This is a genomic window from Heliomarina baculiformis (assembly GCF_019966545.1).
GTDB lineage: Bacteria > Pseudomonadota > Alphaproteobacteria > Rhodobacterales > Rhodobacteraceae > Heliomarina > Heliomarina baculiformis.
In genome coordinates this window covers 525,078-539,532 of record NZ_JAIMIC010000001.1, presented here as the reverse complement: position 1 = coordinate 539,532, position 14,455 = coordinate 525,078, and the positions used below count along the sequence as shown (strand labels likewise).

General features: G+C 62.2%; 13 protein-coding genes. 5 read left to right on the top strand and 8 right to left on the bottom strand.

Going from position 1 to position 14,455, the window contains the following annotated elements:
- Positions 1 to 17: 17 nt before the first annotated feature.
- Positions 18 to 1,424, top strand: a complete 1,407-nt coding sequence (thrC, locus tag MF268_RS02570) for a threonine synthase (RefSeq protein WP_238369336.1) — start codon at positions 18 to 20, stop codon at positions 1,422 to 1,424.
- 84 nt (positions 1,425 to 1,508) lie between these two features.
- The gene (locus MF268_RS02565; protein WP_238369335.1) at positions 1,509 to 2,258 is read left to right on the top strand and encodes an SDR family oxidoreductase; all 750 of its coding nucleotides are present in this window, start codon (positions 1,509 to 1,511) and stop codon (positions 2,256 to 2,258) included.
- Positions 2,259 to 2,346: 88 nt separating this feature from the next.
- On the opposite strand, the gene MF268_RS02560 is transcribed toward MF268_RS02565, so the two are convergent.
- From MF268_RS02560 to MF268_RS02525, 8 genes are read right to left on the bottom strand one after another with little or no spacing between them, the layout of a single operon-like run.
- Positions 2,347 to 3,516 (bottom strand): M20 aminoacylase family protein, encoded by a 1,170-nt coding sequence (locus MF268_RS02560; protein WP_238369334.1) that lies wholly within the window; start codon positions 3,514 to 3,516, stop codon positions 2,347 to 2,349.
- 3 nt (positions 3,517 to 3,519) lie between these two features.
- Positions 3,520 to 4,029 (bottom strand): L-2-amino-thiazoline-4-carboxylic acid hydrolase, encoded by a 510-nt coding sequence (locus MF268_RS02555; protein WP_238369333.1) that lies wholly within the window; start codon positions 4,027 to 4,029, stop codon positions 3,520 to 3,522.
- Between the two features lie 12 nt (positions 4,030 to 4,041).
- Positions 4,042 to 5,343 carry an NAD(P)/FAD-dependent oxidoreductase gene (locus MF268_RS02550; RefSeq protein ID WP_238369332.1) on the bottom strand — a complete coding sequence of 434 codons (1,302 nt, stop codon included), beginning with the start codon at positions 5,341 to 5,343 and terminating at the stop codon, positions 4,042 to 4,044.
- Entirely contained in the window at positions 5,343 to 6,977 is a 1,635-nt protein-coding gene (locus MF268_RS02545) for an aminotransferase class V-fold PLP-dependent enzyme (RefSeq protein WP_238369331.1), read from the bottom strand. Before MF268_RS02545 ends, MF268_RS02550 begins: the two co-directional genes overlap by 1 nt.
- Before the next feature lie 9 nt (positions 6,978 to 6,986).
- Complete coding sequence (locus MF268_RS02540) at positions 6,987 to 8,630, bottom strand: ABC transporter ATP-binding protein (protein ID WP_238369330.1); 1,644 nt, start codon at positions 8,628 to 8,630, stop codon at positions 6,987 to 6,989.
- Positions 8,627 to 9,502 carry an ABC transporter permease gene (locus MF268_RS02535; protein ID WP_238369329.1) on the bottom strand — a complete coding sequence of 292 codons (876 nt, stop codon included), beginning with the start codon at positions 9,500 to 9,502 and terminating at the stop codon, positions 8,627 to 8,629. The genes MF268_RS02540 and MF268_RS02535 overlap by 4 nt, the downstream gene beginning before the upstream one ends.
- On the bottom strand, positions 9,499 to 10,488 hold the full coding sequence (locus tag MF268_RS02530; protein WP_238369328.1) for an ABC transporter permease: 990 nt from the start codon (positions 10,486 to 10,488) through the stop codon (positions 9,499 to 9,501). Before MF268_RS02530 ends, MF268_RS02535 begins: the two co-directional genes overlap by 4 nt.
- A gap of 58 nt (positions 10,489 to 10,546) precedes the next feature.
- Positions 10,547 to 12,136, bottom strand: coding sequence for an ABC transporter substrate-binding protein (locus MF268_RS02525; protein WP_238369327.1), 1,590 nt, complete (start codon positions 12,134 to 12,136; stop codon positions 10,547 to 10,549).
- 189 nt (positions 12,137 to 12,325) lie between these two features.
- Here MF268_RS02525 and MF268_RS02520 point away from each other — a divergent pair, with 189 nt between their 5' ends.
- From MF268_RS02520 to MF268_RS02510, 3 genes are read left to right on the top strand one after another with little or no spacing between them, the layout of a single operon-like run.
- On the top strand, positions 12,326 to 13,036 hold the full coding sequence (locus MF268_RS02520) for an SDR family oxidoreductase (protein WP_238369326.1): 711 nt from the start codon (positions 12,326 to 12,328) through the stop codon (positions 13,034 to 13,036).
- Between the two features lie 41 nt (positions 13,037 to 13,077).
- Positions 13,078 to 13,938 carry a VOC family protein gene (locus MF268_RS02515; protein WP_238369325.1) on the top strand — a complete coding sequence of 287 codons (861 nt, stop codon included), beginning with the start codon at positions 13,078 to 13,080 and terminating at the stop codon, positions 13,936 to 13,938.
- On the top strand, positions 13,935 to 14,447 hold the full coding sequence (locus MF268_RS02510) for an Lrp/AsnC family transcriptional regulator (protein ID WP_088633354.1): 513 nt from the start codon (positions 13,935 to 13,937) through the stop codon (positions 14,445 to 14,447). Before MF268_RS02515 ends, MF268_RS02510 begins: the two co-directional genes overlap by 4 nt.
- The last annotated feature ends 8 nt before the right edge of the window (positions 14,448 to 14,455 follow it).

Genomic DNA, 14,455 nt, shown 5'->3' with positions numbered 1-14,455 from the left:
CTCGATTGGGAAAACCGATGAAATACGTCTCGACCCGTGGCAAAGCCCGCGATCTCACCTTCAAAGAGGCCCTTTTGACCGGGCTGGCCAGCGATGGCGGTCTCTACGTCCCCGACATTTGGCCGCGCTTCACCCCCGAAGAAATCGCCGGTTTTCGCGGTCGTCCCTATGCCGAGGTCGCCCTTGCCGTGATGGAAAAGTTCACCGGCGGCGAAATCGCGCGGGACGACCTGCAACAGATGATCGAAGACGCCTATGCCGGTTTTACCCATCCGGCGGTGACCCCGCTGGTGCAGCTTGGCCCGAACGACTGGCTGCTCGAACTGTTCTACGGTCCCACGCTCGCCTTCAAGGATCTTGCCATGCAGATTCTCGCGCGGCTTATCGACCACGTGCTGGCGGAACGCAGAGAGCGTCTGACCATCGTCGGCGCCACTTCCGGCGATACCGGCGGTGCGGCGCTTGCCGCCTTTCGTGAAAGCAAACGTGTCAATGTGTTCTTCATGTATCCCCATGGCAAGGTCTCAGAGTTTCAGCGCCGCCAGATGACCACGCTGAACGCCCCCAACTGCCACGCCATCGCGCTCGATGGGAGCTTTGACGATTGTCAGAACCTCGTGAAAGCGCTCTTTGCCCGCCCCGACCTGCGCGAGGGGTTTAATCTCTCGGCGGTGAACTCGATCAACTGGGGCCGAATCATGGCGCAGGTGGTCTATTACTTCACCGCTGCGACGGCTCTCGGAGCGCCGGATCGCAAGGTCAGCTTCTGTGTGCCTACCGGGAATTTCGGCGATATCTACGCAGGTTATGCCGCGCATCTGATGGGCCTGCCCGTTGATCGCCTCGTCATCGCAAACAACGAAAACGATATCCTGACCCGCACGCTCAGCACCGGCGATCACGCGCTGCGCGACGTGGTCGCGACCAATACGCCCTCGATGGATATCCAGATTTCCTCGAACTTCGAGCGTCTGTTGTTTGAGGCCTCCGGGCACGACGCCACGCTGGTTGCGCGGCTAATGGCTGATCTCGCCGACGGCCACGCCTACGAACTGCCGCAAGCGCTGCGCGACACCATTGGCAAAATCTTCGACGCAGGTCGCGCCACGCAGGCCGAGGCATCGGCGCGCATCCTTTCTTGCTATAGCGAGACCGGCTATCTCTGCGATCCCCATACCGCCGTCGCCCTGCATGTCGCCGAGCAGTTCAACGACGGGCTGACCCCTATGATCACCCTGTCGACCGCGCATCCGATCAAGTTCTCCGAAACGGTGCAGCAGGCGACAGGCAGGGTGGCCAAGCTGCCTCCCGGCCAGCAGGACCGCGAAACGCTCCCCGAGCAGGTCACGAAACTCCCCAACGATCTGGAAACGCTCGCCCGTTTCATCCGTCGCAACAGCAGCGCGGTGCCAACACCTGCCTAGATCGGCTTTCAGCAAGGATCGGATCGTCGCTCTCGCCGCCGCGACGCAGAATGCCGCTAGTTCAGAACAACTGGAGAACGGCACATGCTCTCGGACAAGACCATCATAATTACCGGCGCCAGCAGCGGCATCGGAGCGGCCGCAGCAAAGCTCTTCGCGGCCAACGGCGCCTCCCTGGTCCTCGCGGCGCGTCGCGGCGATCTTCTCGAATCCCTCACCAAGGAGATCTGCGCCTCAGGCGGCGGGGCAGCCTACCTCCCCGGCGATGTCCGCACCGCGGGCTACGCGGCCGAGCTCGTAGACCTCGCCCATTCGCAGTTCGGCGGGCTCGACGCGGCCTTCAACAACGCCGGTGTCGTCGGCGAGATGGGGCCGGTCCCCGCGATGACCGAAGAGACATGGAACGAGGTTATCGAGGTCAACCTGACCAGCGCCTTCCACGCGGCCAAAGCCCAGATCCCAGCCCTGCAGGCGCAGGGTGGCGGTGCCATCGTCTTTACCTCGTCCTTCGTCGGGCACACTGTCGGCCTGCCGGGCATGGCCGCCTATGCCGCCGCCAAGGCCGGGCTGATCGGCCTGACGCAGGTGCTCGCCGCCGAACACGGCGCCGAAAACATCCGCGTCAACGCCCTGCTGCCGGGCGGCACCCGTACACCAATGGCAGGCGACGACGAGGCGTTTCATGATTTCGTGAAAGGCCTCCACGCGCTGAAGCGCATGGCCGAGCCTGAGGAAATCGCGCGGGCCGCCATGTTCCTGCTTTCGGATCACGCCTCTTTCGTTACCGGCAGCGCCATGCTGGCCGATGGCGGTAATTCCATCAGCAAGGTCTAGTCCACAGATCGACGAAAGCCGCCAAAGGCTCGCGCCGGGGCACACCAAGGAAAAAGGCCGGCCCCCAGGGACCGGCCTTTCGCCATTCTCAGCCCAGCGGCAGGCGCTGTCGCACAAGCGTCGTCCAGTAGGAACATCCCCACGAAATCACATCGTCGTTGAAATCGTATTTCGGGTGGTGCAGCCCCGCCGAGGGGCCATTGCCGACATTGATCATCGCCCCCGGCACTTCGTTGAGCATGAAGGAGAAATCCTCGCCCCCCAAGACCGGCGGCATGTCGAGCGACACCTTGCTCTCGCCCGCCACTTCCTGTGCGGCGGCAGCGGCCAGCATGGTTTCGCGCTCATGGTTCACCGTTACCGGGTACATGCGGATATACTCCAGCGTTCCCGTCGCCCCGTAGCCTGCCGCGATATTCGGAACAATCGCCGACAGCTGCGCCTCGATATGGCTGCGCACCTCCTCGCGGAGGGTACGCACGGTGCCGGTGATCTCAAGCGTCTGCGGGATCACGTTGAACGCATTGCCCGCGTGGATCGTGCAGAGCGATACCACCGCGTTGTCCATCGGATCGACCGTCCGCGAGGTGATCGTCTGCACCGCCTGAATGATCGCCGAGGCAATCGGTAGCGGGTCAATTGTCTCGTCGGGCCGCGCCGCGTGGCCGCCACGCCCCTCGATGGAAATCCGCACCTCGTCCACCGACCCCATGATCGGCCCCGAGGCGATGGTGAACTCGCCAACCGGCAGGTTGGGGCGGTTGTGCATCCCGTAGACTTCGTTGCAGGGCCAGCGGGTGAACAACCCGTCATCGATCATCGCCTTGGCCCCTGCGCCACCTTCTTCGGCGGGCTGGAAAATCACGATGACCGTCCCGTCAAAGGCACGGCTTTCGACCAGCTGACGGGCCGCGCCCAGCAGCATCGTGGTATGGCCGTCGTGACCGCAGGCATGCATCTTGCCCTCGACCTTCGAGGCCCATGGTTTGCCGGTATCCTCGTGGATCGGCAGCGCATCCATGTCGGCGCGCAGGCCAATGGTGCGGCCAGATGTATTGCTCTGCCCGTGGATCACACCCACCACGCCGGTGCGCCCGATCCCTTCGACCACCTCGTCCACGCCAGCCGCACGTAGCGCCTCAGCCACGGTCGCGGCAGTGCGCGTCACGTCATAAAGAAGTTCCGGGTTCTGGTGCAGGTCGCGGCGGAATTCGGTGAGGGATTCCAGTTCTTTCGCAACCCAGTTTTCAACGGCCATGCTTCAGGCTTCCTTCTTTTTCATGCGGTAACGGAAATCGCAGTGGCTCGCGCCCTTCATGATGGTCTGCGTGCGCGTCAGCTCGATGTCCGGGTTGTAGCCGATGCAGAAGTCGCCATCGCGGTTGCACGACAGCAGGTGGCCGATATCGCCCAGCCCCATCTCCTTGTACATTTCCGAATACCGGCAGCGGGTGACGTTGAAATCCATCTTTTCTTCGGTGGCTTCCAGCATATCAATCCGCAGCGCGTCTTCACGGGTCCAGTTCGGCTGAATCTCGGCAAAATCGGTCAGGTCGGGCGCGTGGCCCAAAGCCTCGGCCAGTTGCTGCCCCTGCTCGATGGCCGAACGAGAACAGGTCTCGCCGATCACCGCTTCGCCTTCTTCGCGGCTGGTACGCTCGGTGATGACATCCAGCACGTGTTTCAGGATCATCGCCTCGATCTTGCGGCGCAGCAGGATCGGAAGGTCGTTGATCTCCATGCCTTCGGGAATCGTTTCTGTCGCGCTCATTGGGTCATGTCCTCACAATTTCGGTTCGCTCAGGTCCTTGCGTTTCAGCCAGGCCAGATAGGTTGGGGCCAGCCGCCGCACGGCGGTATGGACCGGAAAGGGTTTCGGCTCGCTCACGGGCAGGGCCAGTTCGTTCTCGTCTATGCCGCTCGCGGCGCGGGCAAGTTCCCGACCCAGCGCGGTGCCAAGTGCGACGCCGCGCCCGTTGCAGCCGATCCACGCCCAGCCATCCGGGCCAAGCCGGTGCACGCGGGGGAAGCGGTCCCAGTTCATGCCGATATAACCCGACCAGACATGGGTCATCTCCGGCACGCCCAGATCGGGAAAGGCTTCGGCAAGGCTCTGCGCGGCCTTGCGGCGCACGCGGTTGGCGATGTCATAGCTGCCCATCACCGCCCCGCCGGTGATCAGCCGGTTGCGCGCATCATAGCGGAAGAACCGCAGATCGCCGCGCGTATCCGACACCGCCTGCCGCCCCGGCAGGATCTTGGATCGCAGGTTATCGCCAAGCGGTTCCGTCGACATCTGCCAGCTCAGCACCGGCACGATCGATTTCGCCAGCCTCGGCGCCAGCGACGGGATCAGCTCTCCGGTATAGGCATTGGTGGCCAGGATCAGCGCGCGCGCCTTCAGCGTGCCTTCGGGCGTGCGGATCACCCATTGGGACCCCTCGCGCTTGTAGCTCGTGACGGGCGACAGTTCATGGATCACCGCGCCCAAGTCCTCGGCCGCCTTGGCCATGCCGCGTGCCAGCGCCAGCGGATTTATATGCCCGCCGGTCGGGTTATACATCCCGCCATACCAGAAATCGGTCCCCAGTATCTCGCGGGTTTCCTCTGCCGATTTCAGCTCGGCCGGAAACCCGAAGCGCCGCCACGCATCCACCCGCATCTGCGAAAGTTTGACCCGACCGGGGCTGTGCGCGGGCTGGAACCAGCCACTCTGTTCCGCCTCGGCCTGCATGTCGAACTCGCGGACGAGGTCAAAGAGGATATTGGCCGAATTGCCGATCAGCCCGACCATGCGTTCGCCTGCCGCGCCGTAGCGTTTGACCCATGCGTCCGGTTCAGCCGAGGTCAGGATCGGGATCACCTGACCGTTGTTGCGCCCCGACGCGCCCCAGCCGACGGCCTTGCCTTCAAGCACGGCAACGCTCTTGCCCTGACGCGCGGCCTCAATCGCCGCCGACAACCCGGTGAAACCGCCGCCGATAATGGCGATGTCGGTCTCGGCACTGCCGGTCAGCGGCGCTGCAAGTTTTCGTTCAGGCGCAGTTGCCGCCCAAAGCGACGGGGGAAATTCCACGGCTTCCATTACGCGACCTTTCCCGGTGCAACCACGTTGCGGTCGATCTCATGCGGCAGCCAGAACCAGCGCAGCGCCTCTTCATCGGCCAGCAGTTCCGGGCAGCCGGGCAGGGACAATTCGCACCCCTTCGCGGCCAGCGCCTTGGCCTCGGCCAGACAGGTTTCGAAATCTGGTGCCTCGGTGTCATCCGGGCAGGGGCCGGACCACAGCTCGCTCAGTGAGGCCGGCCCTTCGTCGTCAATCGGACGCTGCGCCCGCCAGACACCATTGCCCACATCCAGCCGGTAATAGGGCAGCATCGCCAGCCCGTGTTCCGCGACAAAGCCGATCGCGGCAGCGATCCGATCCACGTCTTCCTCGGCAAAGAACCAGTTGACCCCAAGCCGCGCCCAGCCCGGGCGAAAGGCGGAATGGCCAAGGCTCACCGCCTCTTCGTGCCGTCGCGTGGTCATCTCATCGATATGCAGCAACTCGTGCCCATAAGGCCCCGCGCAGGAACAACCGCCGCGCGCCTGAATGCCGAACAAATCGTTCAACAGGGCCACCACGTAGTTGTGATGCAACAGCTTGCCGCGCACCCGGATGTTGAAGGAAAAGATCCCGATCCGCGGCACGTCTTCGGGGCCAAGCAATTCGACACCCGGTATCGCCCGCAGCGCTTTGTTCAGCTGCGCCGTCCGCGCCATTTCGCGCTTTTCAACCTCGGCCTCGTCCATGTCGCGCTTGAGCTGCAAAACCATCCCCGCGCGGATGTTTTCCACGATCGAGGGTGTGCCCGCCTCTTCGCGCCGCTCGGGGTTGGTAACATAGTTATGATCCGTCGCCGTCACATAAGACACCGTGCCGCCGCCCGCGACCGTGGGGCGCGTGGTGTCGAGCAAGGTCCGGTCCGCGATCAGGATGCCCGAAGCCCCCGGACCGCCCGGATACTTATGGGGCGAGATAAACGCGGCGTCGATCCGGTCGCCCGCACCGGGCGCGGTTTCTGCCAGCCGCACAGGCAGATAGGGTGCGGCAGCGGCAAAATCCGCCACGCAATAGGCACCGTGCCGATGCAGCAGATTGGCGATGGCGCGCAGATCGGTGCGCACCCCCGTCACATTGGACGCGGCCGAAAAGGCACCAACTTTGACCGGCGCATCCTCATGCGCGGCCAGTTCAGCCTCAAGCGTCTCAAGGCAAATGCTGCCCTTTGCATTCAGCGGCACACGCACCACTTTCGCCCCACTTTCGCGCCACGGCAGATCGTTGGAATGATGTTCGTACGGACCGACGAATATCACCGCTTCGGCCCCCAGACCGCGCAACGAAAGCGCCCGCATCAGCTTGTCCGAGGCACCGGTCGCGCCCGAGCCGACAAATATCACCGCGTGATCCGCGTCCGCGTCCACTGCCTTGCGCACACTTTCCCGCGCCAGCTCCCGAAGCTGCGTCGAGCGCCGCCCGGTAAAAGAGGTTTCGGTATGGGTGTTCCCATAATAGGGCAGCACGTGGCGGCGGATCGCATCCTCGATAAAGGACAGCGACCGCCCCGAGGCGACATAATCTGCATAAAGCAGCGAGCGTGGCCCGAAGGGGCCGGGGATCACCGACCCCTCGCCAATGATGGCGCTGCGGATATCGTTGAACTGGATAGACATTTTCAAACCTCAGGCAGCATCGGTGTTGCGCACCGGCGGCGTCCAGTGACGCCCCGGAATCGAAGAAAGCAGGTTGCGGGTATAGGGGTGTTTCGGATCGGCAAAGACCTCGGCGGTCACGCCCGCTTCGACGATCTCGCCTTTTTGCATGACGATGATACAGTCGCACAGCTGCGCCGCGACCCGCAGGTCATGGGTCACGAACAACAGCGACAGGTTCATCCGGTCGCGCAGATCGGCCAGCAGTTTGAGAACCTGCGCCTGCACGCTTACGTCCAGCGCGGAAACCGGTTCATCCGCGACAATCACCTTGGGCTCCATCGCAAGCGCCCGGGCAATCCCGATCCGCTGGCGCTGACCGCCCGAGAATTCATGCGGAAACCGGTTCGCGGCGGCGGGGGAGAGTTCCACCAGCTCAAGCAATTCCCGCGCCCGGGCACGCGCCTTTTCCGGGTCCTCACCATGCACGATAGGACCCTGAGCGATCAGGTCGACCACCCGTTTGCGCGGGTTGAGCGAGGCCATCGGGTCCTGAAACACCATCTGGATATGTTTGCGCATCCCCCGCAGCTCCGAGGGCGAACAGGCCAGCAGGTCCTTGCCGTCCACATCGACAGCCCCCGCGTCGGCCTCAAGCAGTCGGGTCACCAGCCGTGACACCGTGGTCTTGCCCGACCCGGATTCACCCACGACACCCAGCGTTTCGCCCTGATGCAGCTCAAAGCTCAGGTCTTTCACCGCGATCACCGCCTTGCGCTTGCCCGAAAGCAATCCGCCCTTGGCAGCAAAGGTCTTTTTCAGCCCGGTGCCTTTCAGAACGACGGGCAGGGTGCTCACCGGTTTCGGCGGTGGCGGTGCCAGATCGGGAACCGAGGCGATCAGAGCCTGCGTATAAGGGTGCTGCGGATGGTTCAGCACCTGATCCGCCGCGCCCTGTTCGACAACCTCGCCCTGCCTCAGCACGATCACATGATCGGCGATCTCGGCCACGACGCCGAAGTCATGGGTGATGAACAGCACGCCCGCGCCGTCCTCTTGCTGCAACTCGCGGATCAGCTTGAGGATCTGCAACTGCGTCGTCACGTCCAGCGCGGTGGTCGGCTCGTCCGCGATCACCAGCTTGGGTGACAGCGACAGCGCCATCGCGATCATTACCCGCTGCCGCTGGCCGCCGGAAATCTGGTGCGGATAGGCGTTATAGGCCGACTCCGGATCGGGAATATGCACCCGGTTCAGCATCTCGATGGCGTGCTTGCGCCGCGCGGCCCGGTTGCCTTCCATATGCAGCTTCAGCACCTCGTCGATCTGCCAGCCAACGGTCTTCTGCGGGTTCAGTGCCGTCATCGGTTCCTGAAAGATCATCGAAATCCGGTTGCCCCGGATCTGCTTCATCTCGCGGTCGGTTTTGGCAAGGATATCCTCGCCCAGAAAGTTGATCGACCCGCCCGCCACATGCACATGCGGCTCCGGCAGCAGGCGCATGATCGCCCCGGCCGACAGGGATTTACCCGACCCGGATTCACCAACCATGCAGACGATCTCGCCCGGTTTCACGGTCAGGTTCAGCCCGTCCAGCGCAAAGGGGCGGTCGGAGCCTTCGGGCAGGGCGATCTTCAGGTCGCGGATTTCGAGGATGGGGGATTGCTCGATCATTGCTTCTGCCTTGGGTTAAGCGCGTCGTTCAGGCCTTCGCCGAGGAGTGAGAATGACAGCACGGTCAAAACGATAGCGATCCCGGGAATGGCGGCGCAGTACCACGCGGTACGCAGCACGGCGCGGCCCTGTCCGATCATGTTGCCCCAGCTTGCATAGTTCGGGTCGCCAAGGCCAAGAAAAGCCAGCGCGCTTTCCAGCAGGATCGAGAGCGCCATGATAACCGACGCGTAAACGATGATCGGCGGCAGTGCGTTGGGCAGGATTTCGCGAAAGATCAGCGAGGTATTGGACACGCCAAGGTTCCGCGCCGCATCCACGAACTCGCGGTTTCTCAGCGACATGAACTCGGCCCGGACCATGCGGGCAGGGGCCGTCCAGCTCACAATTCCGATAGCCAGCGTAATCCACTCGATCTTGGAGCCAAGGATCGCGACCAGCGTCAGCAGCAGCACAAAGTTGGGGATGGTCTGGAACGCCTCGGTCACGCGCATCAGCACGTCATCGACCCAACCGCCAAAGTACCCGGCAAGCGCCCCGATGATCACCCCGATGGCAATCGCCACCAGCGTCGCCACCACGCCCACCAAAAGCGAGATCCGCGCACCGTAAAACAGACCCGACAGGATATCGCGGCCAAGCTGGTCGGTCCCCAACGGCGTCGCCATGTCCACGAAAGGCGCGGTCAGCGGATCACCCGCCCGGCGCAGCGGATCGCCCGGATCGACAAACCCGGCGGTCAGCGCCATCAGCACGACGACGGCAAAGATGAAAAGCCCCAGCAGCGCCGCGCGGTTGCGCCGGTAGCGCCGCCAAAAAACGATGCCGCGGGAAGGTTCCGGCGGGCGGAGTTCTGTATCGAGAACAGTCATGCGAGTTCGATCCGGCTGTCGAGACGTGCGTAAAGCAGGTCGGTCAGGAAATTCACGACGACCACGATGATCGAGCAGAGGAAGATGATCCCCATCAGCGTGTTCATGTCGCGTTGGATGACGGACTGATAGGCCAGCTGGCCAAGCCCGGGCAGGGTAAAGATGGTCTCAACCACCACCGAACCGCCCAGCACCGTCGAGAATTGCAGGCCGAACAGGGTGACCACCGGCAGCAGCGCATTGCGCATGATGTGGTGGAACATCAGCCGCGTCTCGCCCGCGCCCTTGGCCCGCGCGGTACGTACGAAATCAAGATCGGCCACCTGCAGTACAGACGAGCGCATCAGGCGCAGGTAAAAGGAGAGGTAGATCAGCGACAGCGCGGCGGTCGGCATGATCAGGTGCAGGGCCACGTCCCAGACATGGTCCCATCCGGTGTAGAACCCGGCGATGGTCTTGATCCCGCCCACCGGCAGCCAGCCGAGTTTCACCGAGAACAGCAGCATCATCATCAGCGACAGGAAAAAGCTCGGCGTCGCATAAAAGATTAGACCAAGCGTCGAAATCACGTTGTCGGTCAGCGAATAGGCCCGCCGCGCGGCAATCGCGCCAAGCGCCACACCCACCGTAAAGGCGATGCTGAGCGAGGTCGCCATCAGCAAGAGCGTGGTGCCCAGGCGGTCCATCAGAACGGTGGCAACCGGCTGTTCGTAAACGAAAGACCAGCCCAGATCAAAGGTCGCCAGCTTTTCCATATAGCGCCAGAGCTGAACCCAGACCGGCTGATCCAGCCCGTATTCCACGCGTAGCCGTTCGATGAACTGGGCATCCGCCCCGCCCATGTCGCCGACAAGCGCATCGACCGTGTCGCCGGGCGCGAGTTTAAGCAAAAGGAAGGTGCCGACCATGATCAGGATGATCACCGGTATGGCCTGCGCCAGACGGCGCAGCGAATAGATCAGGATCGGGGGAAGGGCCAATTTCATCAATCTTCTTTCGAGAGAGGAGGTGGGCAGGCCGCATCCGGCCCGCCCGATTTTCAGATCACTCGTCGAGCCACAGGTCGTACCAGCTCGAGGAATTCCACCGCGGGGTGTTGTGGTGGTTCTTCAGCTTCTTGGAGGTAACCGAGATAAAGGGATGCTCGATGGCAAAGATCACCGGCAGCTCTTCCATCGCCTTCTTCTGGATCTCGTGATACATCTCGGCGCGCTTATCCGGGTCAAGCTCGGAGGCCGCATCGTCGATCATCTGATCCATCTCGTCGCTCTGCCAGCCGAACTGGTTGGTCCAGGGCGTACCGTTGGGCTGACCCGACCGCAGCCAGACCATCGTCGAAACCGCAGGGTCCGAACGGAATTGGTGCCAGCCGTTCGCCGTGTCGAAATCGTGGTCACGATAGACGCCGTTCAGGAAGCCCGGCGCGTCATTGGTCAGGATCTCCACGTCGATGTCGATTTCCTTCATCGCCTGCGCGAAATACTCGGCCCAAAGCTGGGTGTACTCGCCCCAGGGTGCCGGACGGTGGCGCAGCTTGAAACGGAACCCGTCATCCTTCACCGGATAACCGGCTTCGTCCAGCATCTCCTTGGCCAGCTCAGGATCATAGTCATAGGTCTTGACGTCATCGGTATAGTTCGCACCACCCGCCGACGGCACCGGACCACGGCCGGGCTTGGCAAAGCCGCGCATGATCGTGTCGATCGCGTAATCGATATCCAGCCCGTGATAGATCGCCTGACGTACCTTCAGATCGGCAAGGATCGGGTTGCGATGGTTGAACTCGACGGTCGAGTGGGCGACGTTATTCTCATAGCCCTTGGTGCCGACGTCGAAACGGTCATCTTCCGACAGACGCTCAACATCCGCCATCGACACGCCAATGAACCCGGACTCATGCACTTCGCCCGCTTCCAGCGCGGCAGCAGCGGCGGATTTGTCCTTGATGAACCGCCAGACGATGCGATCCAGATAGGGATAGCCCTCGCGCCAGTAATCCTCGTTCTTGACCGCCATCACGTATTGACCGCGCTCGTATTCGACGAACTTGAACGGGCCGGTGCCGATGGGCGCTGTGTTCAGCTCGTTCTTGAGGATATCGGTGCCTTCGTAAAGGTGCTTGGGCATCGGGTGGCCAAGGTCGGGCATCGCCGCGACGAACAACTCAAGCGGCATCGGCTTGGAATAGTTGAAAACGGCCGTATGCGGATCGGGGCAGTCGACCGATTCAAGATTGGACTGAAGCGCCGAGGAATAGTTCAGCAGTTCCTTCCACATGTTCATAGCGGTGAAAGACACGTCTTCGCAGGTGAAATCCTCACCGTCGTGCCATTTCACGCCCTCGCGCAGGTTGACGGTGATCGCCAGCCCGTCTTCCGAGCTCGACCAGTCCGTCGCCAAAACAGGCTCATAGCCGTCATAGCTCTTGTCGATCAGCGGTTCGACGATCTTGCCCGAAATGTTGTAGACGCCGGTCGACGCGCGCAGCGCAGGGTTGAGCGTGCGCTGTTCCGAGATCATGTGAATGATGGCGGTGCCACCGGTTTTTACCTCCTGCGCATTTGTAGCGATGGGCGCTCCAAGCGCCGCAGCGCCAACAAAGGCGAGGCCGAGACGTGATAGTCGCTTCTTCATGTCCAAGTTCCCTGTTGGTTGCTTACCTGCGGAATCGCAAGGTTCCGCTGGGGTAAGCCTAATTTGTGGAAGCTCATCAACTACGTCAACTCACATTCTAACTTTTTAGTCCAGATAAGAATGTGATACTATGATATTCATCAAACATAGTATAGATGTTCAGCAAATGACAACATGAAAGGCACGCTGATGCTGCAAACTGTTTGGATCACGGGTGCAGGTTCCGGAATCGGCGCGGCGCTGGCGCGCGGCTTTGCCGGGGCCGGGTACCGCGTTGCCCTGACCGCACGCAACCGGGAATCTCTTGAAGAGGTCGCCGCCTCTCTTCCGGACGAGGCACCTTCTCTGATCGTACCCGGCGATGTGACCGACCGGGCCGGCATGGCCTCCGCCGCACAGCAAGTCTCTGACTGGGGCGAGGGCATCCAGATCCTGTGCAACAACGCCGGTATGAACATTCCCAAACGGCGCTGGGCGGACCTCGACTGGGAAAGTTGGGATCGTCTGCTCGACGTGAACGTGACCGGCGCGCTCAATGTCATTGCCGCCTGCCTGCCGATCATGCGCGCCCAAAAGGACGGCATCATGATCCACACCTCAAGCTGGGCTGGCCGCTTTCACTCCGCCAATGGCGGCGTTGCTTATGGCGCGTCGAAACACGCGCTCTCGGATATCTCCGCCAGCCTGAACGATCAGGAGGGCGTGAACGGAATCCGCTCCACCGCACTCTGCCCGGCAGAGGTCGCGACGCCGCTGCTCACCCGCCGCCCCGGGTTTGACGTCTCGACCATGAAGGCGATGATCCAGCCCGAGGATATGGCCGAAACCGCGCTCTACGTGGCCCGGATGAACCCTTTGGTCGCCGTTCACGAAATCGTACTGGCGCCGGTGCGCCGTTGACCCCACATTAACCCGGACGAACCGGCAACAAGGAGCCCTACATGTCCCACCCCGTCAAAGGCGTCGATCACTGCTTTGTCCTGGTGAACGATCTCGATCAGGCCGCCGAGCAATACGAGGCGCTTGGTTTCAACCTCTCGCCGCGCGGCCTGCATTCCGAGGCCAAGGGCTCGGCCAATTACACCATCATGTTCCCCGACGATTACTTTGAACTGCTCGGCCTTCTGCGGCCCACGCCCGGCAACGCGGAACGCGGCAAGGCGCTGGCCGAACAGGGGCAGGGGCTGCACGCCGTTGCCTGCCGTATCGACACCGCCGAAGGCGCGGCCAGCGATCTTGCCGAGCTTGGTCTTGGCACCCACGGTCTCGGCAGTTTTGAACGCCCCGTGCCGCTCCCCGATGGCGGCACCGGCACGGCGGCTTTCTCCACCGTCATGTTCGACGCCGATATCGTGCCGCTTGGCTCGGTCTTCATGTGCCAGCACAAGACGCCCGAAACCGTTTGGATTCCCGAACTGCTCGTGCATCCCAACACCGCCTGCGGCCTGGGCGCAATCCTCGCGATCTCGGACGATGCGAAAAAGGATGCCGATGGCTTCGCTAAGCTCTGGGCCGAGGGCAGCGTCTCCGAAGAGGACGACATATATACGGTCGACACCGGCAGCGATTCAGCACCGCTCATGGTGATGAGCGAGGCGAAAATGGCGGAACTCTACCCTTCCATTGACCTTGCCCAGACGCCCCGTGGCGCATTCACCGGCCTGCGCGTCAAGGTATCGGACATGGCCGCGGCCCGTGCCTGCATGGCCAGCGCCTCGATTCCCGTTTCAACGACCGATGCGGGCTTTGCCGTCGCGCCGGAATACACCTCGGGCGTCATCCTCGAGTTCATCCCCGCATGAGCAACGGCAAGCTCAGGAAAACCGGGAGCAAACCCGTCGAGAGTCTCAGCTTTGACGAGATCGACCAGCAGATTCTCGACATCCTCCAGAACGACAGCGACACGGTGATCAGCGCGATCGCCGAGTCCGTCGGTCTTTCCGCGACGCCCTGCTGGCGTCGCATCAAGCGGATGGAGGAAGCGGGTCTGATCAAGGGCCGCGTGGTTCTCGTCGATCAGGAGCGTGCCAACGTGCCGATGACCGTATTCATTGGCGTCAGCACCCCGCGCCACGAAATGTCATGGCTCAAGAAATTCTGCGACCTCGTGGACGAAATCCCCGAGGTTGTCGAAGCCTACCGGCTCAGCGGTTCGGTCGATTACATTCTCAAGGTGGTGGTGCCCGACATCGCTACCTATGACATGGTATATAAAAAGATGATCGAACGGCTGGAGTTCAGTAAAATTAATTCGATGATCTCGATGGAAGAGCTTAAATTCACCACCGCGATCCCGACGAAATACCTCTGACGCGGCGC